Source organism: Micrococcus luteus NCTC 2665 (assembly GCF_000023205.1).
In the GTDB taxonomy this organism is placed as follows: domain Bacteria; phylum Actinomycetota; class Actinomycetes; order Actinomycetales; family Micrococcaceae; genus Micrococcus; species Micrococcus luteus.
Genome location: NC_012803.1, coordinates 1,065,708 through 1,087,230, shown reverse-complemented (window position 1 = coordinate 1,087,230; position 21,523 = coordinate 1,065,708). Strand labels below are relative to the sequence as shown.

The window sequence follows — 21,523 nt, the reverse complement described above, 5'->3', positions numbered from 1 at the left end:
GTGTGGCCACGGGACGGCCAGGGCCGATTCTCTCACATCCGCCCCGGGCACGCGCCTAGAATCGTGTGCATGCCTGCGACCCCGCCGACGGACGACGTCCGCCTCTCCCCTGCCGACGACGTGCCCGCCGAGGAGGACCGGCTCACCTGGTACGCCCGGCCCGCGGGCACGGCGGCGCTGCTCCTGATCACCTCGCTCGTGGCGCTGACGGCGACGATCGTCATCATCGTCGAGCGCGCCCTCCTCACCGCGGACCCGACGCACCGCACGTCCTGCGACCTCAACCCCTGGGTGTCCTGCGGCCAGGTGATGCAGTCGTGGCAGGCCCACACCTTCGGCTTCCCGAACACGTACATCGGCGTGGTCGCGTTCTCCGTGCTCATCACCGTGGCGGTGTCCCTGCTCGCCGGCGCCCGCTTCGCCCGCTGGTACTGGCTGCTGATGAATGCGGGGATCCTGGCGGGCTTCGCGTTCTGCGTGTGGCTCTGGTACTCCGCCGTCTACAGCATCGGCACGCTGTGCCTCTACTGCATGATCGTGTGGGCCATGGTCATCGCCCAGCTCGTGCTCGTGACGTCCCGGAACCTGCAGACCGGCACGCTGCCGGCCCCGGCCGGACTCGTCCGACTCGCCCGGGAGCTGGCCTGGCCCGTGATCGTGCTCCTCTACGTCCTGGTGTTCGCCTCGATCCTGCTGGAACTGGGCCTCGGGGTCATCGGGATCGACTGAGCCCGTGCTCCCCCACCGGACGCGACGACGGGCCCGGAACGGGCTCAGCCGAACCAGATCGCGAGCTCGCGCTCGGCCGAGAGGGTCGAGTCCGAACCGTGGACGAGGTTCTTCTGGACGGCCTCGCCCCAGTCCCGGCCCAGGTCGCCGCGGATGGTGCCCGGGGCGGCCACGGTGGGATCGGTCTTGCCGGCCAGCGAGCGGAAGCCCTCGATCACCGAATCGCCCGTGACGCGCGCGGCCACCACGGGGCCGGAGGCCATGAACGCGACCAGCGGCTCGAAGAACGGCTTGCCCTGGTGCTCCTCGTAGTGGCGCTCCAGCATGGCGCGGGTGGGCGTGAGCATCTTCAGATCGGCGATCACGTAGCCCTTGCGCTCGATGCGCGCGAGGATCTCGCCGACCAGGTTGCGGGCCACCCCGTCCGGCTTGATGAGGACGAGGGTCTCTTCGGTGTGGTGCGTCATGGGGTGTGCTCCTAGCGTCGTCGGACGGCCGCGAGCGCGGTCCGGTTCCCGCCCCACCCTAGTGGGGCCCGGGTCTCAGCGTCCGTGCTCGGCCTCCCAGGCGGCCTCGAGGCGGTCCCGGTGGGCGTTCTCGACGTCCATGGCACCGCCCTTGATCACGGCGTACGCCCACGTCAGCGCGAAGAGGGCCCCCACCACGAACATCGAGTACTCCCAGAAGCCGGAGGCCAGCAGGACGGCCTGGATCGCCCAGCCGATCGCGATGCCGACGGGCTTGCGCACCAGGGCGCAGGTCAGCACCGCGACGACGGCCAGCGCGGAGTAGCCCGCCACGAACCACCAGGCGCCCGGCTCTCCCCGGTGCATGCCGAACAGCATGAGCCCGAGGAAGAAGATGAGCACCGCCTCGAGCATGAGGATCGTGGAGGTGAACAGGGCGCGCACGGAGCGGCGGCGCCGACGAGTGCCGGGGCGCCACTGCCGCTGGGCTCGCGTCTCACGCTCGGGGCGCCAGGGCTCGTCGCCGAAGCACCCCTGCTCCGTGGCGCCTCCGGTCTCCGGCTGGTCGGGGGTCATCGGTCCTCCTCCGGCCGGCGGCGGGCGCCGGCGTCGTCGCGGTCCTCGAGCAGCTCGAGGACCTCCGGGTCCAGGTCGTCCTCGTCGGCGTCCGCCAGCCCGACGGCGTCGAGCAGGTCGGCGGGGTCGAGGCCGCGGGCCGCCACGGTGACGGGGCCGGCATGGCGGGGCTCGCCCACGAGGGCGCGGACCTCGGCGGCCAGCGTGATCGAGCCGAGCACGAGCACGCCGCCGCCGGTGCCGGAGGCCAGTTCGTCCGCGCTCGTCTCGAGGGCCTCCGCGCGGCCGACCGCCCACTCGAGGGCGTCCGGCACGGACTCGGTGGCGTACACGTCGTCCTCGGGCCAGCCGGCGTCGACGGCCATGCGGGCCAGCTCCCCGGCCGGGATGGCGCGGGCCGAGGAGGACTGCGTCACCGCGAGGTCCTCCACGTCGTCGCCGAACGCCCGGTAGAGCGCCGCGAGCATGCCCGGCGCGTCCTTCTCCTGGAGGATCCCGACGACCAGCGAGAGACGGGTGAAGCCGAACGCCTCCTGCACCGCGCGGGCCGTGGCCCGCACGCCGTCCGGGTTGTGGGCGGCGTCCACGATGAGCGTGGGGGCGGTGCGCAGCACCTCGAGCCGGCCGGGCGAGGTGACCTGGGACAGCCCCTCGCGCAGCAGCTCCTCGTCCAGCGGTCGCTCGCCGCCGCCCAGGAACATCTCCAGGGCCGCCACGGCCACCGCGAGGTTCTGCGCCTGGTGCTCCCCGAGCAGCGGCAGGAACAGGTCCCGGTACTCGGCCGCGAGGCCACGCACGGACACCTGCTGGCCGCCCACGGCCAGGGAGCGCTCGAGCACGCCGAACTCGACGCCCTCGAAGCGGAACGGCACGTCGGCCGCCCGCGCCGCCTCAAGCAGCACCTGGGCGGCGTCGCGCTCCTGGGCGGCGGAGACGAGGGCGCCGCCGGGCTTGATGATGCCGGCCTTCTCCTCGGCGATCTCGGCCTCGGTCTCCCCCAGCAGGTCCGTGTGGTCCAGGGAGATGGGGGTGACCACGGAGACGACGGCGTCCGCGACGTTGGTCGCGTCCGTCACGCCCCCGAGGCCCACCTCGAGGACGACGACCTCCACGGGCTCGTCCGCGAACACCGCGAAGCCCAGCGTGGTGAGCGCCTCGAAGTACGTCAGCGGGACCTCGCCCGCGGCCTCGAGCTCCGCGTCCACGGTCTGCACGATCGGGAGGATCTCCCCCCAGACGCGCACGAAGGTCTCGTCGGCGACCGGGGCGCCGTCGATGCTGATCCGCTCCGTGACGCGCTGCAGGTGCGGCGAGGTGTAGCGCCCGGTGCGCAGCCCGTAGGCGCGCAGGACGGCCTCGATCATCCGCGCCGTGGAGGTCTTGCCGTTGGTGCCGGTCAGGTGGATCACCGGGGCCGCGTGCTGCGGGTCGCCGAGCAGCGCGAGCACGCGCCGCATCGGCTCGAGCCGCGGCTGCATCTTGTTCTCCGGGGCGCGGGCGAGCAGGTCCCGGTAGACCTCCTCGACCGTGCCCGGGACGTCCGCGCGCATCACGCGTCCGCCTTCGCGACGGTGACGGCCACGGTCTTCATGGCGTCGTCGGCCGGGTCCTTGCGGGGGTCGGCCGCACCGGAGTCCACGAGCTCCAGGTCCACCGTGAGGGTCTCCTCCGCGACGAGGCCGCGGTGGACCTCGAGCGCCGCCACGACGGCGGTGGGGCCCTCGATCCGCGTGCGCACGCGGTCGGAGACGTCCAGGCCGGCGTCCTTGCGGGCCGCCTGCACGGCGCGGACCACGTCCCGGGCGGTGCCCTCGGCGGCCAGCTCCGCGGAGACCTCGGTGTCCAGCACGAGGAAGCCGGCGGTGCCGGGCAGCACGCCGACCGCGGTCCCCTCGGGGGCGCCGGTGGAGACGGTGCGCAGCTCGTAGAGCGCGGGGGCCAGGGTCACGGTCTCGCCGTCGGCGAGCGTGACCGCCAGGCCTTCGGCCGTCTCCTCGTACGCGCCGGCGTCGACCGCCTGCTTCACGAGCGGCACCTGCCTGCCGAACGCCTTGCCGAGCTCGCGGAAGTTCAGCTTCAGCTCCGTGCCGATGCCGTAGCGGGCGATCGCCTCCTCCGAGAGCTCGGTGAGCTCCACGTCCTTGAGGTTCAGCTCGTCCGCCACGATGCGGGCGTAGGTGCCCTCGAGGCCCGCCGCGTCCGGGACGACGACGGACAGGCGGGGCAGCGGCAGGCGCACCCGGCGCCCGGCCCCCTTGCGCAGGGCCGAGCCGGCCGAGCTGATGCGGCGCACCGCGTCCATCCGGGCCACGAGGGAGTCCGCCTCGGGCCCGTGCGGGAACAGGTCGGCGTCCGGGTAGTCGGTCAGGTGGACCGAGCGACCGCCCGTGAGGCCGCGCCAGATCTCCTCGGCGATCAGCGGCATCAGCGGTGCGGCGGCCCGGGTGAAGGCCTCCAGGACGGTGTAGAGGACGTCGAAGGCGACGGTGTCCTCGTCGAAGAACCGCTCGCGGGAGCGTCGGATGTACCAGTTGGTCAGCGTGTCCATGAAGCCGCGCAGGGCGTCCGTGGCGTCCGAGACCTCGTAGGCGTCCAGGCCGGTCTTGACCTCCCGCAGCATGCGGCCCGTGGCGGCCAGGATGTACTGGTCCAGGGGGTCCTCGGCGGTGTGCCGCTCCTGCGCGCGGTACCCCTCGGGGCGGGCGCCGCCGTCGTGCGCGGTGTTCGCGTACAGGGTGAAGAAGTGGTAGGCGTTCCACGCCGGCAGCAGCACCTGGCGGACGCCCTCGCGGATGCCGTCCTCGGTGACGATCAGGTTGCCGCCGCGCAGGATGGGGCTGGCCATGAGGAACCAGCGCATGGCGTCCGCGCCGTCGCGGTCCAGGACCTCCGTGACGTCCGGGTAGTTGCGCAGCGACTTGGACATCTTCTGCCCGTCCGAGCCGAGCACGATGCCGTGCGCGATCACGTTGGAGAACGCCGGCCGGTCGAACAGGGCGGTCGCCAGGATGTGCATGGTGTAGAACCAGCCGCGCGTCTGGCCGATGTACTCCACGATGAAGTCCGCCGGGTTGTGCGTGGGGAACCAGTCCGCGCGTTCGAACGGGTAGTGCACCTGGGCGTACGGCATGGAGCCGGAGTCGAACCAGACGTCCAGCACGTCCTCGACGCGGCGCATGACCGCACCGGCCGCGGCGGCCTCGGGGTCCGGGTGGGGGCGGGTGAGGTCGTCCACCCACGGGCGGTGCAGGTCCACCTCGCCCTGGGCGTTGCGCGGCAGGCGGCCGAAGGCCTCCTCGATCTCCGCGAGCGAGCCGTAGACCTCCTGGCGGGGGAAGTCGGGGTGGTCGGACTCCCACACCGGGATGGGCGAGCCCCAGTACCGGTTGCGGGAGATGGACCAGTCGCGCGCGTTGGCGACCCACGTGCCGAACTGCCCGTGCTTCACGTTGCCGGGGATCCAGGTGATCTCCTCGTTCAGCTCGAGCATGCGCTCCTTGATCTGGGTGACCTTGACGTACCAGGACGTCACCGCGCGGTAGATCAGGGGCGTGCGGCAGCGCCAGCAGTGCGGGTAGGAGTGCTCGTAGGAGGCCTCCCGCGCGAGCCGGCCCAGCGAGCGCAGGGCGCGGATGATCGTGCGGTTGGCCTCGAAGACCTGGACGCCGGCGATCTCGCGCAGGTCGCCGCGCCCGACGTCCTCGCGGGCGAACAGCGGCAGGAACCGGGCTCCGGAGTCCACGGAGAGCAGCACGGGGATGCCGTTGGCCTCGCACACGCGCTGATCGTCCTCACCGTAGGCCGGCGCCTGGTGGACCACGCCGGTGCCGTCCTCGGTGGAGACGTAGTCGTCCACGAGGATGCGGTGGGCGCCCTCGACGCCGAGGTCACGGCCGTTGACGGTGAAGGTCTCCCCGCGGTGGACGTCGAACACGTCCGTGAACAGCGGCGCGTAGGCCAGGCCGCCGAGGCGGGCGCCGGGGATCGTCTCGGTGACCGCGGCGCGGGCGGCGTCGGCGTCGGCGTAGCCGAGCTCCCTGGCGTGGGTGCCCACGAGGTCCACGGCCAGGAGGAAGCGGTCCCCGTCCGCGGTCGCGCCCTCGGGGCCGGCCGGCACCACGGCGTACTGGATCTGGGGGCCGACGGCGAGGGCCGCGTTGGTCGGCAGCGTCCAGGGCGTGGTGGTCCAGGCCAGGACGTGGACGCCGGCCAGGTGCGCGGCGAGCGCCGCGTCGGCGCCGCCGTCGGGCACGAGGGCGGGGTCCGCCGGGAGGCCGGTGATCGGGAACGTGACGGTGACCGAGGGGTCCTGGCGCATCTTGTAGACGTCGTCGTCCATGCGCAGCTCGTGGTTGGACAGCGGGGTCTCGTCGTTCCAGCAGTAGGGCAGGACGCGGAAGCCGCGGTAGGTCAGGCCCTTGCGGTGCAGCTCGGAGAAGGCCCAGATCACGGACTCCATGAAGTCCGGGGTGAGGGTCTTGTAGTCGTTCTCGAAGTCGACCCAGCGGGCCTGGCGGGTCACGTAGTCCTGCCACTGGTCCGTGTACTTCAGGACCGAGGAGCGGCAGGCGTCGTTGAACTTGTCGATGCCCATGGCCTCGATCTCGGACTTGTCCGTCATGCCCAGCTGCTTCATCGCCTCGAGCTCGGCGGGCAGGCCGTGGGTGTCCCAGCCGAAGCGGCGCTCCACGCGGCGGCCCTGCTGCGTCTGGTAGCGAGCCACGAGGTCCTTGACGTACCCGGTGAGCAGGTGGCCGTAGTGCGGCAGGCCGTTGGCGAAGGGCGGGCCGTCGTAGAAGACGAACTCGTTCTGCGAACCGTCCTCGTTCAGGGCGGGACGCTGGTCGATCGAGGCCTGGAAGGTGCCGTCCTCGTCCCAGTACGCCAGGATGCGGCGCTCGATCTCCGGGAAGCGCGGGGAGGCGGGGGTGCGGCCGTCAGGGGCGGAGGAGGCGAGGGGGTACACGGGGGTCCTTTGCGTCCGGGGCGTCGGTTCCGTGCAAGGACGCCCGAGGGCCCGACCCTCCGGCCGGCCGCGGACGCGGTACCACCTTGCTTGCCGGCGTCGGGAGGTCCCCGGGGTGCTGGCCGCTTGATGACTGCTGTGACGGGCTTACCCGTCCGGTTCTACTGGGGCCGTGCGGCCCGTTCTTCCGGAGGCTCGCCGGTGATGGCCGGGTCGACGCCTGTGCCCGCCAGTGTAGTGGACGATGCGCCGGCCCGTGGCCGCGGGGCCGGAGCGCGTCAGAGGGCGGTGCGCACGGCCGCCGACGCGTCGCCGTCGAGCTCCACGTGCACGGCGTCCCGGCCCGAGGCCCAGAGGAGGAGCTCCCCGACCTCGCCGGTCACCGTGACGGGCGCCCGCAGCGCCACGGCCCCACGGGTGACGGTGACCGGGGCGCGACCCGGGCCCTGGAGGACCACCGGCGCCGCGGACTTACGCAGGAACAGCGGGGCCATGCGGCGCAGCGAGCGGTAGAGGGCGTCCTCCTCGTCCGGGGAGAACGAGCGCGGGGCGGGCAGCGAGCCGCCGGCCGCGGACTCGCCGCGCCGGACGTCCTCGAGGTGGATGAAGTGCTCGGCCGCGTTCACGTGCCTGTCCGCCGCCCGCATGGGGTTCAGCGCCGACGGGCCCGCGGCCCACTCCCGCACGACCTCGGCGTAGTCGCGGCGCTTGGTCTCCGCGGTCAGGCGGTCGAGGTGGCGGGACAGCGGCGGGATGAACAGGGCGGCGAAGGCGTCGGGCCGGCGCTCCCGCAGCCAGAGGTGGGCGGCGAGGTCGCGGGTGCTCCAGCCGCCGCACAGGGTGGGCGCGTCGGGGCCCTTCTCGAGCAGGAGGTCAGCGAGGCGGGCGCGTTCGGCTGCGGCGAAGGTGGTCATGGTCACCACGGTAGGGAGCGGGCCGCGGCGCGGGCGAGGGGTGGGCCGCGCCCGGCCGCGAATCCACCCGACGGGAGGGCTCAGCCTCCGGCGCCGAGGAGGACGCTCTCCCGGGAGATGCGGGTCATCTCCTCCCGGTCCACGACCTTCACCCGCTCCCGCGCCACCGGCCCGGCCTCCGTGGCCTGCGCACCCAAGGACTTCTCGTGCTCATCCAGAGCATGCCAACCAGCCCACGTGGTGTACGGCACGCCGCGGGACTCGAGCAGCTCGATCACGGACTCCTCCGCCGGCTCCTGAGCCCTCCACAGCCCCGGCTCGTCCTCGATCAGATGCTTGATCGTCTCCAAGGAGTCACCCTTGGTGTGCCCGATCAACCCCACCGGACCCCGCTTGATCCACCCCGAGGCGTACAGGCCCGGCACCGGGGCGCCATCGGCGTCCAGCACACGACCCTCCGCGTTCGGGATCACCCCGCGCACCTCATCGAACTCCACCCCCTCCACCGGGGACCCGAAGTACCCCACCGCCCGGTAGACCGCCTGCACCGGGTAGTCCACCGTCTCCCCCGTCGGGCGGACCCCGCCGGAACCGTCCAGCTCCATCCGACGCATCCGCAGACCATCCACCCGGCCATCCCCGTCCTCGTCCAGGAACTGCTCCGGGGCCTGGAGGAAATGCAGGTGCAGCCGACGCGAGGCGCTCTGCTGACGGTCCTCCTGCTCCATCAGCCAGTTCGTCAACGTGCCCACCATGGTGCGGACCTGGTTGTTCTCCTCGATCGCCTGCTCCGAGGCCTCATCGAAGTCGAAGTCCTCCTCGTACAGCACGATGTCCACATCCCGGGAATGGGCGAGCTCCCGCAGCTCCAACGGGGTGAACTTCACCTGCGCCGGCCCGCGACGGCCGAACACGTGCACATCCGTGACCGGGGAAGCGGCCAGGTCCCGGTACACGTTGTCCGGGATCTCGGTGGGCAACAGGTCCTCGGCATGCTTGGACAGGATCCGGGCCACATCCAGGGCCACGTTCCCGTTGCCGATCACCGCCACCTGCGTGGCCTCCAACGGCCAGTGCCGCGGCACATCCGGATGCCCGTCATACCAGGCGGCGAAGTCCGCGCCACCGAACGAGCCGGCCAACTCCACCCCCGGCACGTCCAGGGCCGCGTCCCGCACCGCCCCGGTGGAGAACACGATCGCGTCGTAGTGCCGACGCAGATCCGCCAGGCTCAGATCCGTGCCGTAGTCCACGTTCCCCAGGAAACGGATGTCCCCGCGGTCCATGACCTTGTGCAGGGCGTTCACGATGCCCTTGATGCGCGGATGGTCCGGGGCCACCCCGTAACGGATCAGACCGAACGGGGCCGGGTACCGGTCGAACAAGTCGATGCTGACCCGGAAGTCCCGCTCCTCCTTGGTCAGGATGTCCGCCGTGTACACCCCGGCGGGTCCGGCACCGATGATGGCGATGCGCAACGGGCGGTCGGGCCTCGAGGGGGTCAGGGTCATGCTCGTGCTCCTTCGGAGGTCGGGTTCAGGGTCAAGATCGGGGCAGGGACACCGGCTGCAGGCGCGCCGGTGGCGTAGGGGCTCAGGCGCACGACGTCGCCCACGACGATCACGGCGGGGTTCGCCACACCGACGGCGGCCGCCTGCGCGGCGATGGTCTCCACCGTGCCCACGGTGACCCGCTGGTCCGGCATCCAGCCGCGCTCGATGATCGCCACGGGCGTCGCGCCGTCGAGGCCGCGCTCCGTCAGTCGGCGCGCGGTGTCCGCGAGCCGGCGCACGCCCATCAGCAGGACCAGCGTGTGGTCGGCCCGGGTGGGCACTTCGGACAGCTCTTCGTGGCCGGTCACCAGCGTGAAGCCGGTGGCGACGCCTCGATGGGTGACCGGGATCCCCGCGGCGGCGGGCACCGAGACGGCGCTCGTGACACCGGGGACCACCTCGACGTCGACGCCGTGGGCGCGGCAGTGCGCTGCCTCCTCGCCGCCGCGGCCGAGCACGTACGGGTCGCCGCCCTTGAGCCGGACGACGAGGCGGCCGGCCCGGGCCTCCCGGACCAGGACGGCGTTGATCTCGTCCTGCGTGGCCAGGTGGTTCCCGGGGGCCTTGCCGACCTCGATCACGGGCACCGCCGGGTCCAGCTCGGCCAGGAGGGCGCGCGGGCCCAGCCGGTCGGCGACCACCACGTCGGCCTCCGCGAGCAGCTGTCGGCCGCGCACGGTGATGAGCCCGGAGTCGCCGGGGCCGCCGCCGACGAGTGCCACGCGGCCGGGCTCGGCGGACGCGCGCCGCCGCCGCAGGGGCAGGTGCCCCGTGGACAGAGCCAGGGTGATCGCGTCCTTCAGGGCGCGGGCGCGGCGAGGGTCTCCCCCGGCGTTGACGGCCACGGTCACGTCCCCGGCCCGGACGACGGCGGGCGTCCAGGCGGCGGAGGACTCGGCGTTGGAGGCGTCGACGCACCAGACGCGGCGGGCCTCGGCGTCGGAGGCCACGGCCCCGTCCACGGCCCGGTCGCCGGTGGCGGTCTGGGCGAACCAGACCCCGTCGAGGTCGGACGGGCGGTAGGGGCGGCGGTGCAGGGTGAGCAGGCCGGCCGCCGCGAGCCGCTCCACCTCCTCCCCCGGCTCCGGGGCCACCACGGTGACGAGCGCGCCGGCGTCGAGGAGGGCGCCCACGCGGCGGCCGGCCACGCGCCCGCCGCCCACCATCAGGACGGGCCGGCCGAGCAGACGCAGGGAGGTGGGGTACAGATCGGACGCGGTCATCGCGTGCTCCCTTCCAGCAGCCCCCGGCGGCGCAGCATGCGCCGCTCGACAGGGCCGAATACGGTCAGTTCGACGAGGACGCCGACGGCCAGGATGGCCAGGACGGCGCAGAGGACGACGGCGAGGTCGGACTCGGTCCGTCCCTGGTGGAGCAGGGTCCCGAGTCCGACGCCCATGGGCCCGCCGACGGCGATGATCTCGGCGGCCATGAGGCCTCGCCACGCGAAGGCCCAGCCCTGGCGCAGGCCGGAGACGAAGGCGGGCAGGGCAGCCGGGAGGACCACCAGCAGGGCGGTCTCGAGGCGCGAGGCGCCCAGCACGCGGGCCGCGCGACGCAGCTGCGGCGGCACCTGGTCCGTGCCGGTGGTGAGGCCGGCGACCACGGCCGGGACGGCGCCGGTGAGCATCACGAAGTACGCGGTGGCGTCGCTGAGGCCGAACCACAGCACCGCGAGCGGCACCCAGGCCACGTTGGGCAGCACCATCAGGGCCGTGAGCAGCGGGCCGAACGCCCGTCGCAGGACGCCGACCTGTCCGAGCAGCAGGCCCAGCCCGACGCCGACGACCACGGCGAGTGCGAAGCCCACGACGGCGCGGCCCACGGACGTCGCCACTGCCTGCTGGACGAGGCCCTGGGCCCACAGCGTCCCGAAGGCCCCGAGGACGTCGCCGGGACCGGTGATCGGCTCGCCGCGCGCACCGGCCAGCCACGCGAAGGCCTGCCAGATCGCCACGAGCAGGACGACGGCGGCCACCGGGAGCAGGACCCGGCTCCAGTCCCACCCGGCCAGACCCGTCCGACGGGTCGAGTCGACGGCCTGGAGCGCGTCGAGGCCGCTGTCGAGCTCGCGCAGCTCGTCGTCGGTGGCGGCCCCCGGCGCGCGGCCGGGGGCGTCGAGGGTGGGGGTGTCAGTGCGCATGGCGACGGATCTCCTGACCGAGTCGGGCGGTGATGGCGGCCGTGAGGGCGGCCGCGGCGGGCGCGTCGTGGCGGGCGGCTGCGGGCACGTCCCATTCGGCGACGACGCGACCCGGACGTGAGGACAGCAGCAGCACCCGCTGGCCGAGGCGGACGGCCTCGGCCACGTTGTGGGTGACGAACACGACCGTCCGGCCGGTCTGCCGCCACACGCGCTCGAGCTCCCCATGCAGCAGGTCGCGGGTGATCGCGTCCAAGGCCGCGAACGGCTCGTCCATGAGCAGCAGGGGGCGGTCCTGGGCGAGGGCCCGGGCCAGGGCGACGCGCTGGCGCATGCCGCCGGAGAGCTGGTGGGGTCGCAGGTCGGCGGCGTCGTCCAGGTGGACGAGGCGCAGCAGCTCCCCGGCACGCTCCCGACGCTCCCCCGCGGCCACACCGGCGAAGCGGAGGGCGAGCTCGATGTTGCCGCGGGCGGTGAGCCACGGGAAGAGGGCGGCGTCCTGGAACATGAACGCGGCCCCCTCCCGGGGGGTCTTGACGACGCCCGCGGTGGGCGCCTCGAGCCGGGCGATGATGTTCAGCAGGGTGGACTTGCCGCATCCGGACGCGCCGAGCAGGCAGACGAACTCGCCCGGCTCGATCCGCACGGAGACGTCCTCCAGCACGGGCGTGGGCCCGCCGAAGCTCTTGCCCACGTCCTCCATCACCACCGTCATGACCGCTCCCGTCGCCCCGTCGTCATCCGTCTCAGGCCTCGTCGCGGCCGCGCACCATGCCGGCGGCGAGCGTGGCACCGTCCTGGGGGTCGATCACGAGGAACGCCCCGGTGCGCCGATGCACGGCGTAGGGCTCCACGGGCAGCGGCGCGGCCAGGTGCAGGCGCACCTGTCCGATGTCGTTGAGCCCGAGGGTCTCGGCCGGGTCGAGCCGCAGGGTGTCGAGGTCGAGCCGGCCGGCCACCTCCTGGACGAGCGCCCGGACGACGGCGGTGCCGTGCTTGACGAGGACCTGCTGCCCGACGCGCAGCGGTGCGGCGGAGAGCCAGCACAGCGCGGCGGCCACCTCCGTGGTGGGGCGCGGGGCGGTGTCCGCGGCGGCGATCGTGTCCCCGCGGGCCACGTCCACCTCGTCGGCCAGGCGCAGGACCACCGACTGCGGGGAGGAGGCCTCCTCGAGGGATTCCCCGGCGGCGTCCACGCCCACCACGGTGGTGGTGCGCGCCGGCTGCCCCGGGGTGAGGACGGCGACGGCGTCCCCGGGCCGGACGGTGCCCGCCACGACCTGCCCGGCGTAGCCGCGGTAGTCGCGGAAGACCTCGGGGTCGAGGCCGGGGGCCAGGGCGCCCTGGGGGCGCACCACGAGCTGCACCGGGAAGCGGAAGGAGGCGGCGGCGTCGTCCTCGGCGTCCACCCCGGGCATCGACTCGAGCAGCTCCATGAGCGTGGGGCCGGTGTACCAGTCCGTCCGCTCGGAGCGGGTGACCACGTTGTCGCCCTGGAGGGCGGACACCGGGACGCTCACCGCGTCGGAGAGGCCGAGCTCCCGGGCCACGCGCCGCACGTCCTCGGCGATCGCGGTGAAGACCTCCTCGGCGTAGTCCACGAGATCGATCTTGTTGACCGCGACGATCACGTGCGGCACCCGCAGCAGGGCCACCACGCTGAGGTGGCGTCGGGTCTGCTCCACCACGCCCTTGCGGGCGTCCACGAGCAGCACGACGGCGTCGGCCGTCGAGGCGCCCGTGACGGTGTTCCGGGTGTACTGCACGTGCCCGGGGCAGTCGGCCAGCACGAAGGTGCGCCGGTCCGTGGCGAAGTACCGGTACGCGACGTCGATCGTGATCCCCTGCTCCCGCTCGGCGCGCAGGCCGTCGGTCAGCAGCGCCAGGTCCAGCCCGCCCTCGGCACCGCCGAAGCCGCGCTCGGCGGAAGTGCGGGCCACGGCCTCGAGCTGGTCGGCCAGGACGGCCTTGGAGTCGTGCAGGAGGCGGCCCACGAGGGTGGACTTGCCGTCGTCGACCGAGCCGGCCGTGGCCAGGCGGAACAGGGTCCCGGCGGGGGCGTGCCGGTCCAGCAGTGCGGTGCTCATCAGAAGTACCCGTCCTTCTTGCGATCTTCCATGGCCGCCTCGGAGATGCGGTCGTCGGCGCGGGTGGCCCCGCGTTCGGTCAGGGTGGAGGCGGCGACCTCGAGCACGACGTCCTCGACGGTGGCGGCCTCCGAGAGGACGGCGCCGGTGCAGGACATGTCGCCCACCGTGCGGTAGCGCACCGTCCGCGTGGTGACCTCCTCGCCCTCGGCCGGGCGGGAGTGCTCCCCCACGGCGCGCCACATGCCGTCGCGGCGGAAGACCTCCCGCTCGTGCGCGTAGTAGATGGAGGGCAGCTCGATGCCCTCGCGGGCGATGTACCGCCACACGTCCAGCTCGGTCCAGTTGCTGATGGGGAACGCGCGGACGTGCTGGCCGGGGGTGTGACGGCCGTTGTAGAGGTTCCACAGCTCGGGGCGCTGGTTGCGCGGGTCCCACTGGCCGAACGCGTCGCGCAGGCTGATGATCCGCTCCTTGGCCCGCGCCTTGTCCTCGTCACGGCGGCCTCCCCCGAAGACGGCGTCGAACCGGTTGGTCCGGATCGTGTCCAGCAGGGGGGTGGTCTGCAGGGTGTTGCGGGTGCCGTCGGCGCGCTCACGCAGCTCGCCGCGGTCGATGTACTCCTGCACGGAGCCCACCACGAGCCGCAGGCCGAGCCGCTCCACCGTGCGGTCGCGGAACTCGAGGACCTCGGGGAAGTTGTGGCCGGTGTCCACGTGGACCACCGGGAAGGGGATCCTGCCCGGCCAGAAGGCCTTCGCGGCCAGGTGGAGCATCACCACGGAGTCCTTGCCGCCCGAGAAGAGCATGGCGGGGCGCTCGAACTCGGCCACCACCTCGCGGATGATGTGGATCGCCTCGGCCTCCAGGGCGTCCTGGACGTCGGGCCCGGCGGGGCTCACGATCCCCGGGTCGGGGGCATGGGTGAGGGTCATCGTGTCTCCTTGGTCTGTCTCGGGAGCGGCGCTCAGACGTGGATGCCGCACTCGGTCTTCGCGGTCCCGGCCCAGCGCCCGGCTCGGGGGTCCTCCCCGGGGGCGACGGGGCGGGTGCAGGGACGGCAGCCGATCGAGGGGTAGCCGTTCTGCAGGAGCAGGTTCACGGGCACGTCGTGGTCCGTGGCGTAGCCGACCAGGTCGTCGAAGCTCCACGGGGCGACGGGGTTGACCTTGACCATGCCGTGGGCCTCGTCCCAGCCCACCAGCGGGGTGTTCGTGCGCGTCGGCGCCTCGTCCCGGCGGACTCCGGTGAACCACAGGTCGTATCCGGCCAGCGCCCGGTTGAGGGGCTCGACCTTGCGCATCGCGCAGCACAGCGCCGGGTCGCGGGCGAACAGGTCCTTGCCGTGGCGCTCGTCCTGCTCGGCCACGGTCAGCTCCGGGAGCACGTCCACCACGGTGACGTCGAGGCGGCGGGCCACCTCGTCGCGCGTCGCGAGGGTCTCGGTGAAGTGGTAGCCGGTGTCCAGGAAGAGGACGTCCACGCCGGGCATCCGCTGCGCCACCAGGTGCGGCAGGACGGCGTCGGCCATGGAACAGGCCACGGCGGCCCGGCGGAGGTCCACATGGCGGGCGGCCCAGTCGACCACCGCCTCGGCGGGGGCGTCCCAGCCGAGCTCGGCGGCGCCGGACTCCGCGAGCGCCTGCAGGCGCTCGAGGTCCTCGGTCGGACGGGTGGGGGGAACGGTGCTCATCGGAGGGCCTCCTCGTCGACTCGGTGCGCCCACCGGGCGAAGGTCTCGCCCGGCTCACGCTGCTCGTCGTACCGGCGGACGAGGCGCTCGACGTAGTCGACCAGGCCGTCCGCGCGGACCTTCAGGCCGCGGACGCTGCGTCCGAGGCCGGCCTCGGCGCGGTCCACGGAGGCCAGCCCGCCGCCCAGGTGGACCTGGAAGCCGGGCGTCTGGCCGCCGTCGTCGTCCGGGAGCAGCTGGCCCTTCAGGCCGATGTCCGCGGTCTGGATGCGGGCGCAGGAGTTGGGGCAGCCGTTCACATGCAGGCTCAGCCGCTCGGGGAGGCGGTCGGCGAGGTCGGCCAGGCGCTCCTCGAGCTGGGCGATCGCGGCGGTGGCGGTGTCCTTCGTGTCCACGATGGCGAGCTTGCAGAACTCCAGGCCAGTGCAGGCGATGGTGGAGCGGCGGAACACGGACGGCTCCGGGTCCAGTCCCAGCTCCTTCAAGCCGGCCACGACGGCGTCCACCCGGTCCCGTTCCACGTCCAGCACCACGATCTTCTGGTGGGGGGTGGTCCGCAGCCGCGTGGAGCCGTGGGCCTCGAGCAGGTCCGCGAGGGCGGTGAGGGTGGTGCCGCTGGAGCGGCCGACGACGGGGGCGGCACCGATGTAGAAGCGGCCGTCCTTCTGCTCGTGGACCCCCACGTGGTCGCCGGGGCGGGTGGGCGGGGACGGGGCGGGGCCGTCGGGCAGGGCGTAGCCGAGGTACTCCTCCTCCAGCACGGTGCGGAACCTCTCCGGTCCCCAGTCCTCGAGCAGGTACTTCATGCGGGCCTTGTTGCGCAGGCGCCGGTAGCCGTAGTCACGGAAGATGCTCACGACGGCGTGCCACACCTCGGGGGCGCGCTCGGCCGAGACGAACGCACCGATCCGGTCGGCCAGGCGGGCCTTCGTGGACAGGCCGCCACCGACCCACAGGTCGTAGCCGGGGCCCAGCTCGGGGTGCACCACACCGATCAGGGAGACGTCGTTGATCTCGTGGACCACGTCCTGGGAGGGGTGTCCGGTGATGGCGGTCTTGAACTTGCGGGGCAGGTTGGAGATCTCGAGGTCGCCGATCCAGCGGTCCGCGATCTCCCGGATCACGGGCGTGGGGTCGATGATCTCGTCCGCGGCGATCCCGGCCACCGGTGAGCCGAGGATCACGCGCGGCACGTCGCCGCAGGCCTCGGTGGTGGACAGGCCCACGGACTCCAGGCGCCGCCAGATCTCGGGGACGTCCTCGACACGGATCCAGTGCAGCTGGACGTTCTGCCGGTCGGTGATGTCCGCGGTGTCACGGCCGAAGTCGGTGGAGATCCCGCCGATCACGCGCAGCTGCTCGGTGGTGAGGTCACCGCCGTCGATGCGCACGCGCAGCATGAAGTAGCGGTCCTCGAGTTCGTGGGGCTCCAGGGTGGCGGTCTTGCCGCCGTCGATCCCCTGCCGGCGCTGGGTGTACAGGCCCCACCAGCGGAAGCGGCCGTGCAGGTCGTCCGAGGGGATCGAGTCGAAGCCCTCCCGGGCGTAGACCTGCTCGATGCGCTCGCGGACGTTCAGGCCGTCGTCCTGCTGCTTGAACTCCTCGTTGTGGTTCAGGGGGGCGGTCCCGTCCACCTTCCACTGGCCGTGCGGCTTGGCGGAGGGACGGCGCGGAGTGCGCGCCGGCCTCGACGTCTCGTTCACCTGGGTCATGGCCGCCACGCTAGGAACCCGGCATGCCGGCCCCCAAGATCGTCGACGCGGTTCGTCACGTTCCCGGGGCCGGGCCGCGGCGGGGTCTCGGCCCGGCCCCGGTCGTGTGACGAACGGCTCAGCGGCCTCCGGCGGCTCCCCTCGGGGCCTCTACGAGGGCGGACCGCAGCCGGTCCAGGGCGATCCGCGCCACCAGCGGATGCGGCAGCAGGGGGTCGGTGACCGCGTCCGCGCCGGCCTCGCCGAGTCGGTCGTGGAAGTACCCGGGGGCCAGCAGGTGGGCGGCCACCACGGCGCGACGGCCGGCGGCGTGCACCCGGGCGACGGCGTCGGGCACCCGGGGGGTGGCCGCCGCCCCGAACGCCGCGGTCACGGGCAGTCCCGTGGCCCGGGCCAGGGTCCCGGCCAGGGCGTGCACCTGGGCCTGGCCGTCCGCGGCGCGAGTGCCGGCCGCCGCCAGGATGATGTCCGATGTCGCGGCCTCACCGGCCGGCACCGCCTGGGCCACCCGTTCGGCCAGAACGGTCACCAGGCGCGGCTCGACGTCGTCCCCGGCCCCGGCCAGCGGTGCGGCGGCGATCGTGTCGGGCCGGGCGGCCGCGGCATGGTGGATGTCGTGGTGGACGTGATGGCCCAGGGACAGCAGCAGCGGCACGATCACGGCCGGCTCCCCCGGGGGCAGGGCCGCCACGACCTCGTCAAGGGAGGGGCTCTGCACGTCCACGTAGGCCTCGTGGACCTGGGCGCCCGGCCCCTCGGCGTCCAGGAGGGCCGCCAGGTCGGCACGGAGGCCGTCGATCACGACGCGGCCGGCCGCGTCGTGCGTGCCGTGGGCGCAGGCGATCACGTGCAGCACGGGCGCGCTCATGCCGAGCCCACCGCGTCGGCCCACACGTTCTGCGGCCCGCCGCTCACCGGCGGATCACCTTGTGCTGGGCGGCCTGGGCGACCGGCCGCATCACGATCTGATCCAGGTTCACGTGGTGGGGCAGCTCGACGGCGTGGACGCACACCTCGGCGATGTCCTCGGGGGTGAGCGGCTTCTCCACGCCCGCGTACACGGCGTCCGCGGCGGATTGGTCGCCGCCCAGGCGGTTGCGGGAGAACTCCTCGGTGCGGACCATGCCCGGGAGCACCTCGATCACCCGCACGTTGTGCTCGGCCTCCTCCAGGCGCAGCGCGCCGGTGAGCCCGTGCTGGCCCATCTTCGCGGCGTTGTAGCCGGCGCCGCCCTCGTAGGCGGTGACGGCGGCGGTCGAGGTCAGGTTGAGCACGGTGCCCGCGCCGTGGGCGCGGAGCATGGGCAGGAACGCCTGGCACATCGTCAGGGTGCCGAGCACGTTGACGCGGTACATCCACTCCCAGTCCGCGCGGTCGCCCACGCCCACGGCGTCCGTGCCGAGCGCGCCGCCGGCGATGTTGATGAGGGTGTCGGCGCCGCCGTCGGCCTCGACGCGCGAGGCCAGCGCGGCGACGGCGGCCTCGTCCGTGACGTCCAGGGCGGCGGGGACGACGTCGCCGCTCACGCCCTCGGCCCGGGCGTCGGCAGCGAGGGTCTCGAGGCGCTCGGCCCGGCGGCCGACGGCGTACACGCGCCAGCCGCGGCGGGCGAGCTCGAGGGCCGTGGCGCGGCCGATGCCGCTCGTGGCCCCCGTCACGACGGCGGCGCGGGCGGGGTTCTTCGCAGGTTCATGGGTGTGGCTCACGCCTCCGACCGTAGCCGAGCCGTGCCGTTCGGAGCACCGCCCCGTTCACCTCCGCCAGGTCGACCGACTGCAAGGGCGGGATGTCCCGGGCATCGTCGCAGGCCCGGCCCGCCGCCCCGGTCATGGGAGGATGGCAGGCATGGCTGAGAACACGCAGGGCACAGACACGCCCATCGACGCATCGACCCCGTCCACCCCCGCCGCCGGCGCCGTGGCCGTGCCGGACAAGCCGGCCCTCGAAGGCCTCGAGGAGAAGCTGACCGCCCGCTGGGCCGACGAGCGCACCTACGCGTTCGACACGCAGACCACCCGCGAACAGGTCTACTCGATCGACACTCCCCCGCCGACCGCCTCCGGCTCGCTGCACGTGGGCCACGTCTTCTCCTACACGCAGACCGACGTGCTCGCCCGCTACCAGCGCATGAACGGCAAGAACGTGTTCTACCCGATGGGCTGGGACGACAACGGCCTGCCCACCGAGCGCCGCGTGCAGAACTACTACGGCGTCCGCTGCGACCCCGCCAAGCCGTACGTGGAGGGCTATCGCCCGCCGGAGAAGCCGGCGAAGAACCAGCGCGACTGGGACGTGATCTCCCGCAGGAACTTCATCGAGCTCTGCGAGGAGCTCGCCGTCGAGGACGAGAAGGTCTTCGAGGACCTCTTCACCCGCCTCGGCCTGTCCGTCGACTGGGACATGACCTACCGGACCATCGACGACGTCTCCCGCTCCGTCTCCCAACGCGCCTTCCTGGCCGGCATCGCCTCGGGCGACGCCTACCTGGCCGAGGCCCCCACCATGTGGGACGTGACCTTCCGCACCGCCGTGGCCCAGGCCGAGCTCGAGGACCGCGAGGTCCCCGGCGCCTACCACCGCTACGCCTTCACCGCTGCGGACGGCGAGCAGGTCTTCATCGAGACCACCCGCCCCGAGCTGCTGGCCTCCTGCTCCGGCCTGGTCGCCCACCCGGACGACGAGCGCTACCAGCACCTGTTCGGCACGACCGTCACCTCCCCGCTGTACGGCGTGGAGGTCGAGGTCTTCCCGCACCCGCTGGCCAAGCCGGACAAGGGCTCCGGCATCGCCATGGTCTGCACCTTCGGCGATCTCAACGACGTCACCTGGTGGCGCGAACTGCAGCTGCCGACCCGCACCCTGATCGGCCGTGACGGCCGCTTCGCCGCCGACACCCCCGAGTGGATCACCACGGACGCCGGCCGACAGGCCTATGCGGACACCGTGGCCGGCCGGACCGTCTTCTCCGCCAAGCAGGGTGTGGTGGACGCCCTCACCGCGGCCGGCCTGCTGGACGGGGAGCCGAAGAAGATCATGCACGCCGTGAACTTCTACGAGAAGGGCGACAAGCCGCTCGAGGTCGTCACCTCCCGCCAGTGGTACATCCGCAACGGCGGCCGCGACGCCGACCGCCGCGCGGAGCTGATCGAGCGTGGCCGCGAGATCTCCTGGCACCCGGAGCACATGCGCCACCGCTACGAGAACTGGGTCGAGGGCCTCAACGGCGACTGGCTGGTCTCCCGCCAGCGCTTCTTCGGGGTGCCGATCCCGGTCTGGTACCCGCTGGACGCCGAGGGAGAGCCCGACTATGAGAACCCGATCCTCCCGGCCGACGAGCAGCTGCCCGTGGACCCGGCCGCCGAAGCCGCCCCGGGCTACGCCGAGGACCAGCGCGACGTCCCCGGCGGCTTCACCGGCGACCCGGACGTCCTGGACACCTGGGCCACCTCCTCGCTGACCCCGCAGATCGTGGGCCGCTGGTCCCGTGACGAGGCGTTCTTCCACAACGTCTTCCCGTTCGATCTGCGCCCGCAGGGCCACGACATCATCCGCACCTGGCTGTTCTCCACCGTGGTGCGCGCCCACGCCCTCAACGGCTCCGTGCCGTGGACGGACACCGCGCTCTCCGGCTGGATCCTCGACCCGGACCGCAAGAAGATGTCCAAGTCCAAGGGCAACGTGGTGGTCCCGACCGACATCCTGGACCAGTTCGGCTCGGACGCCGTCCGCTACTGGGCCGCCTCGGCCCGCCTCGGCGCAGACACCGCCTACGAGGTGGCGCAGATGAAGATCGGCCGCCGCCTGGCCATCAAGCTGCTCAACGCCGCCAAGTTCGTGCTGAACCTGGGCGCCACGCAGGACGCCGTCATCCGCACGGCCGATGACGCCGCGGCCGTCACCAACCCGCTGGACGCCTCCCTGCTGGCGCGCCTCGCGGCCACCGTGGAGCAGGCGACCCGCGCATTCGAGGCCTATGACTACGCACGGGCCCTCAACGTGACCGAGCAGTTCTTCTGGGCCTTCACGGACGACTACGTGGAGCTCGTGAAGGACCGTGCCTACGGCGGCCACGGCGAGGCCGAGCAGGCCTCTGTGGTGACCACGCTGGCCACCACCCTGGACGCCCTGCTGCGTCTGCTGGCCCCGTTCCAGCCGTTCGCCACCGAGGAGGTGTGGAGCTGGTGGCGCGCCGGCTCCGTGCACACCGCCGCGTGGCCGGGCGCCGCGGACGAGGTGGCGGCCCTGTCCTTCGCCGCCTCCGCCGGTGACGCCGAGGTCCTGCCCACCGTGGCGCAGGTCCTGGGCGGCGTCCGCAAGGCGAAGTCCGAGGCCAAGGTGAAGCAGCGGACCGAGGTGCGCTCCGCCGTGGTGACCGGGCCGGCCGAGTGGCTCGAGAAGCTGCGCGGCGGTCTGACGGACCTCAAGGCGGCCGGCAACATCGCGGACCTGTCCCTCACGCAGGGCGAGGCCGGCGAGTCCGCGCCCCTGACCGTCTCCGACGTGCAGCTCGCACCGGTGGAGGACGACTGATCCGCGCCGCGCGTTCCCTGAAGGTGTCTCGGGAGCGCACGCGGCACGACGACGGCCCCGTCGCCCGTCACGGGCGGCGGGGCCGTCATCACGCTCGTGGCAGGTCGCCCGCTGCCGTCAGCGCGGGATGTTCGTGGTCCGGATCTGGCACGT

Annotated in this window: 17 protein-coding genes; 2 read left to right on the top strand and 15 right to left on the bottom strand. The window is 73.1% G+C overall.

Annotation, left to right across the window (positions count from 1 at the left end; all coding sequences use genetic code 11):
* Nucleotides 1-69: 69 nt before the first annotated feature.
* A complete protein-coding gene (locus MLUT_RS16565) occupies nt 70-729 on the top strand; it encodes a vitamin K epoxide reductase family protein (protein WP_012750846.1) in 660 nt (219 codons plus the stop codon).
* 44 nt (nt 730-773) lie between these two features.
* On the opposite strand, the gene ndk is transcribed toward MLUT_RS16565, so the two are convergent.
* From ndk to MLUT_RS16490, 15 genes are all read right to left on the bottom strand, one after another.
* On the bottom strand, nt 774-1,196 hold the full coding sequence (gene ndk, locus MLUT_RS16560) for a nucleoside-diphosphate kinase (RefSeq protein ID WP_012750845.1): 423 nt from the start codon (nt 1,194-1,196) through the stop codon (nt 774-776).
* A 75-nt stretch (nt 1,197-1,271) separates the two neighbouring features.
* Nucleotides 1,272-1,772, bottom strand: coding sequence for a DUF4233 domain-containing protein (locus MLUT_RS16555; RefSeq protein ID WP_012750844.1), 501 nt, complete (start codon nt 1,770-1,772; stop codon nt 1,272-1,274).
* Nucleotides 1,769-3,322 carry a bifunctional folylpolyglutamate synthase/dihydrofolate synthase gene (locus MLUT_RS16550; protein ID WP_012750843.1) on the bottom strand — a complete coding sequence of 518 codons (1,554 nt, stop codon included), beginning with the start codon at nt 3,320-3,322 and terminating at the stop codon, nt 1,769-1,771. Before MLUT_RS16550 ends, MLUT_RS16555 begins: the two co-directional genes overlap by 4 nt.
* Nucleotides 3,322-6,738 (bottom strand): isoleucine--tRNA ligase, encoded by a 3,417-nt coding sequence (gene ileS / locus MLUT_RS16545; protein WP_010078839.1) that lies wholly within the window; start codon nt 6,736-6,738, stop codon nt 3,322-3,324. The genes MLUT_RS16550 and ileS overlap by 1 nt, the downstream gene beginning before the upstream one ends.
* Nucleotides 6,739-7,016: 278 nt before the next feature.
* Complete coding sequence (locus MLUT_RS16540) at nt 7,017-7,652, bottom strand: TIGR03085 family metal-binding protein (protein WP_010078840.1); 636 nt, start codon at nt 7,650-7,652, stop codon at nt 7,017-7,019.
* Nucleotides 7,653-7,732: 80 nt separating this feature from the next.
* Nucleotides 7,733-9,163, bottom strand: coding sequence for an FAD-dependent oxidoreductase (locus MLUT_RS16535; protein ID WP_012750842.1), 1,431 nt, complete (start codon nt 9,161-9,163; stop codon nt 7,733-7,735).
* A complete protein-coding gene (gene cobA / locus MLUT_RS16530; protein ID WP_010078842.1) occupies nt 9,160-10,428 on the bottom strand; it encodes a uroporphyrinogen-III C-methyltransferase in 1,269 nt (422 codons plus the stop codon). Before cobA ends, MLUT_RS16535 begins: the two co-directional genes overlap by 4 nt.
* Nucleotides 10,425-11,348 (bottom strand): ABC transporter permease, encoded by a 924-nt coding sequence (locus MLUT_RS16525; RefSeq protein WP_010078843.1) that lies wholly within the window; start codon nt 11,346-11,348, stop codon nt 10,425-10,427. The genes cobA and MLUT_RS16525 overlap by 4 nt, the downstream gene beginning before the upstream one ends.
* Nucleotides 11,338-12,063, bottom strand: coding sequence for an ABC transporter ATP-binding protein (locus MLUT_RS16520; RefSeq protein WP_010078844.1), 726 nt, complete (start codon nt 12,061-12,063; stop codon nt 11,338-11,340). Before MLUT_RS16520 ends, MLUT_RS16525 begins: the two co-directional genes overlap by 11 nt.
* 31 nt (nt 12,064-12,094) lie before the next feature.
* Entirely contained in the window at nt 12,095-13,435 is a 1,341-nt protein-coding gene (locus MLUT_RS16515) for a sulfate adenylyltransferase subunit 1 (protein ID WP_010078845.1), read from the bottom strand.
* Nucleotides 13,435-14,370: a sulfate adenylyltransferase subunit CysD gene (gene cysD, locus MLUT_RS16510; RefSeq protein WP_010078846.1), complete on the bottom strand. Its 936-nt coding sequence runs from the start codon at nt 14,368-14,370 to the stop codon at nt 13,435-13,437. The genes MLUT_RS16515 and cysD overlap by 1 nt, the downstream gene beginning before the upstream one ends.
* 32 nt (nt 14,371-14,402) lie before the next feature.
* Nucleotides 14,403-15,128, bottom strand: coding sequence for a phosphoadenylyl-sulfate reductase (locus tag MLUT_RS16505; protein ID WP_010078847.1), 726 nt, complete (start codon nt 15,126-15,128; stop codon nt 14,403-14,405).
* Nucleotides 15,125-16,840 carry a nitrite/sulfite reductase gene (locus MLUT_RS16500; protein ID WP_010078848.1) on the bottom strand — a complete coding sequence of 572 codons (1,716 nt, stop codon included), beginning with the start codon at nt 16,838-16,840 and terminating at the stop codon, nt 15,125-15,127. Before MLUT_RS16500 ends, MLUT_RS16505 begins: the two co-directional genes overlap by 4 nt.
* A gap of 118 nt (nt 16,841-16,958) precedes the next feature.
* A complete protein-coding gene (locus MLUT_RS16495; RefSeq protein WP_012750841.1) occupies nt 16,959-17,708 on the bottom strand; it encodes a sirohydrochlorin chelatase in 750 nt (249 codons plus the stop codon).
* A 43-nt stretch (nt 17,709-17,751) separates the two neighbouring features.
* On the bottom strand, nt 17,752-18,546 hold the full coding sequence (locus MLUT_RS16490; protein ID WP_010078850.1) for an SDR family oxidoreductase: 795 nt from the start codon (nt 18,544-18,546) through the stop codon (nt 17,752-17,754).
* Nucleotides 18,547-18,685: 139 nt separating this feature from the next.
* Between MLUT_RS16490 and valS the strand changes: the two genes are divergently transcribed.
* Nucleotides 18,686-21,370: a valine--tRNA ligase gene (gene valS, locus MLUT_RS16485; protein ID WP_010078851.1), complete on the top strand. Its 2,685-nt coding sequence runs from the start codon at nt 18,686-18,688 to the stop codon at nt 21,368-21,370.
* The last annotated feature ends 153 nt before the right edge of the window (nt 21,371-21,523 follow it).

What these genes read in the sequence shown, in the direction of transcription:
- MLUT_RS16565 (WP_012750846.1), top strand. Translation starts at nt 70, where the DNA reads ATGCCTGCGACCCCGCCGACGGACGACGTCCGCCTCTCCCCTGCCGAC.
- ndk (WP_012750845.1), bottom strand. Translation starts at nt 1,196, where the DNA reads ATGACGCACCACACCGAAGAGACCCTCGTCCTCATCAAGCCGGACGGG.
- MLUT_RS16555 (WP_012750844.1), bottom strand. Translation starts at nt 1,772, where the DNA reads ATGACCCCCGACCAGCCGGAGACCGGAGGCGCCACGGAGCAGGGGTGC.
- MLUT_RS16550 (WP_012750843.1), bottom strand. Translation starts at nt 3,322, where the DNA reads ATGCGCGCGGACGTCCCGGGCACGGTCGAGGAGGTCTACCGGGACCTG.
- MLUT_RS16540 (WP_010078840.1), bottom strand. Translation starts at nt 7,652, where the DNA reads ATGACCACCTTCGCCGCAGCCGAACGCGCCCGCCTCGCTGACCTCCTG.
- MLUT_RS16535 (WP_012750842.1), bottom strand. Translation starts at nt 9,163, where the DNA reads ATGACCCTGACCCCCTCGAGGCCCGACCGCCCGTTGCGCATCGCCATC.
- cobA (WP_010078842.1), bottom strand. Translation starts at nt 10,428, where the DNA reads ATGACCGCGTCCGATCTGTACCCCACCTCCCTGCGTCTGCTCGGCCGG.
- MLUT_RS16525 (WP_010078843.1), bottom strand. Translation starts at nt 11,348, where the DNA reads ATGCGCACTGACACCCCCACCCTCGACGCCCCCGGCCGCGCGCCGGGG.
- MLUT_RS16520 (WP_010078844.1), bottom strand. Translation starts at nt 12,063, where the DNA reads ATGACGGTGGTGATGGAGGACGTGGGCAAGAGCTTCGGCGGGCCCACG.
- MLUT_RS16515 (WP_010078845.1), bottom strand. Translation starts at nt 13,435, where the DNA reads ATGAGCACCGCACTGCTGGACCGGCACGCCCCCGCCGGGACCCTGTTC.
- cysD (WP_010078846.1), bottom strand. Translation starts at nt 14,370, where the DNA reads ATGACCCTCACCCATGCCCCCGACCCGGGGATCGTGAGCCCCGCCGGG.
- MLUT_RS16505 (WP_010078847.1), bottom strand. Translation starts at nt 15,128, where the DNA reads ATGAGCACCGTTCCCCCCACCCGTCCGACCGAGGACCTCGAGCGCCTG.
- MLUT_RS16500 (WP_010078848.1), bottom strand. Translation starts at nt 16,840, where the DNA reads ATGACCCAGGTGAACGAGACGTCGAGGCCGGCGCGCACTCCGCGCCGT.
- MLUT_RS16495 (WP_012750841.1), bottom strand. Translation starts at nt 17,708, where the DNA reads ATGAGCGCGCCCGTGCTGCACGTGATCGCCTGCGCCCACGGCACGCAC.
- valS (WP_010078851.1), top strand. Translation starts at nt 18,686, where the DNA reads ATGGCTGAGAACACGCAGGGCACAGACACGCCCATCGACGCATCGACC.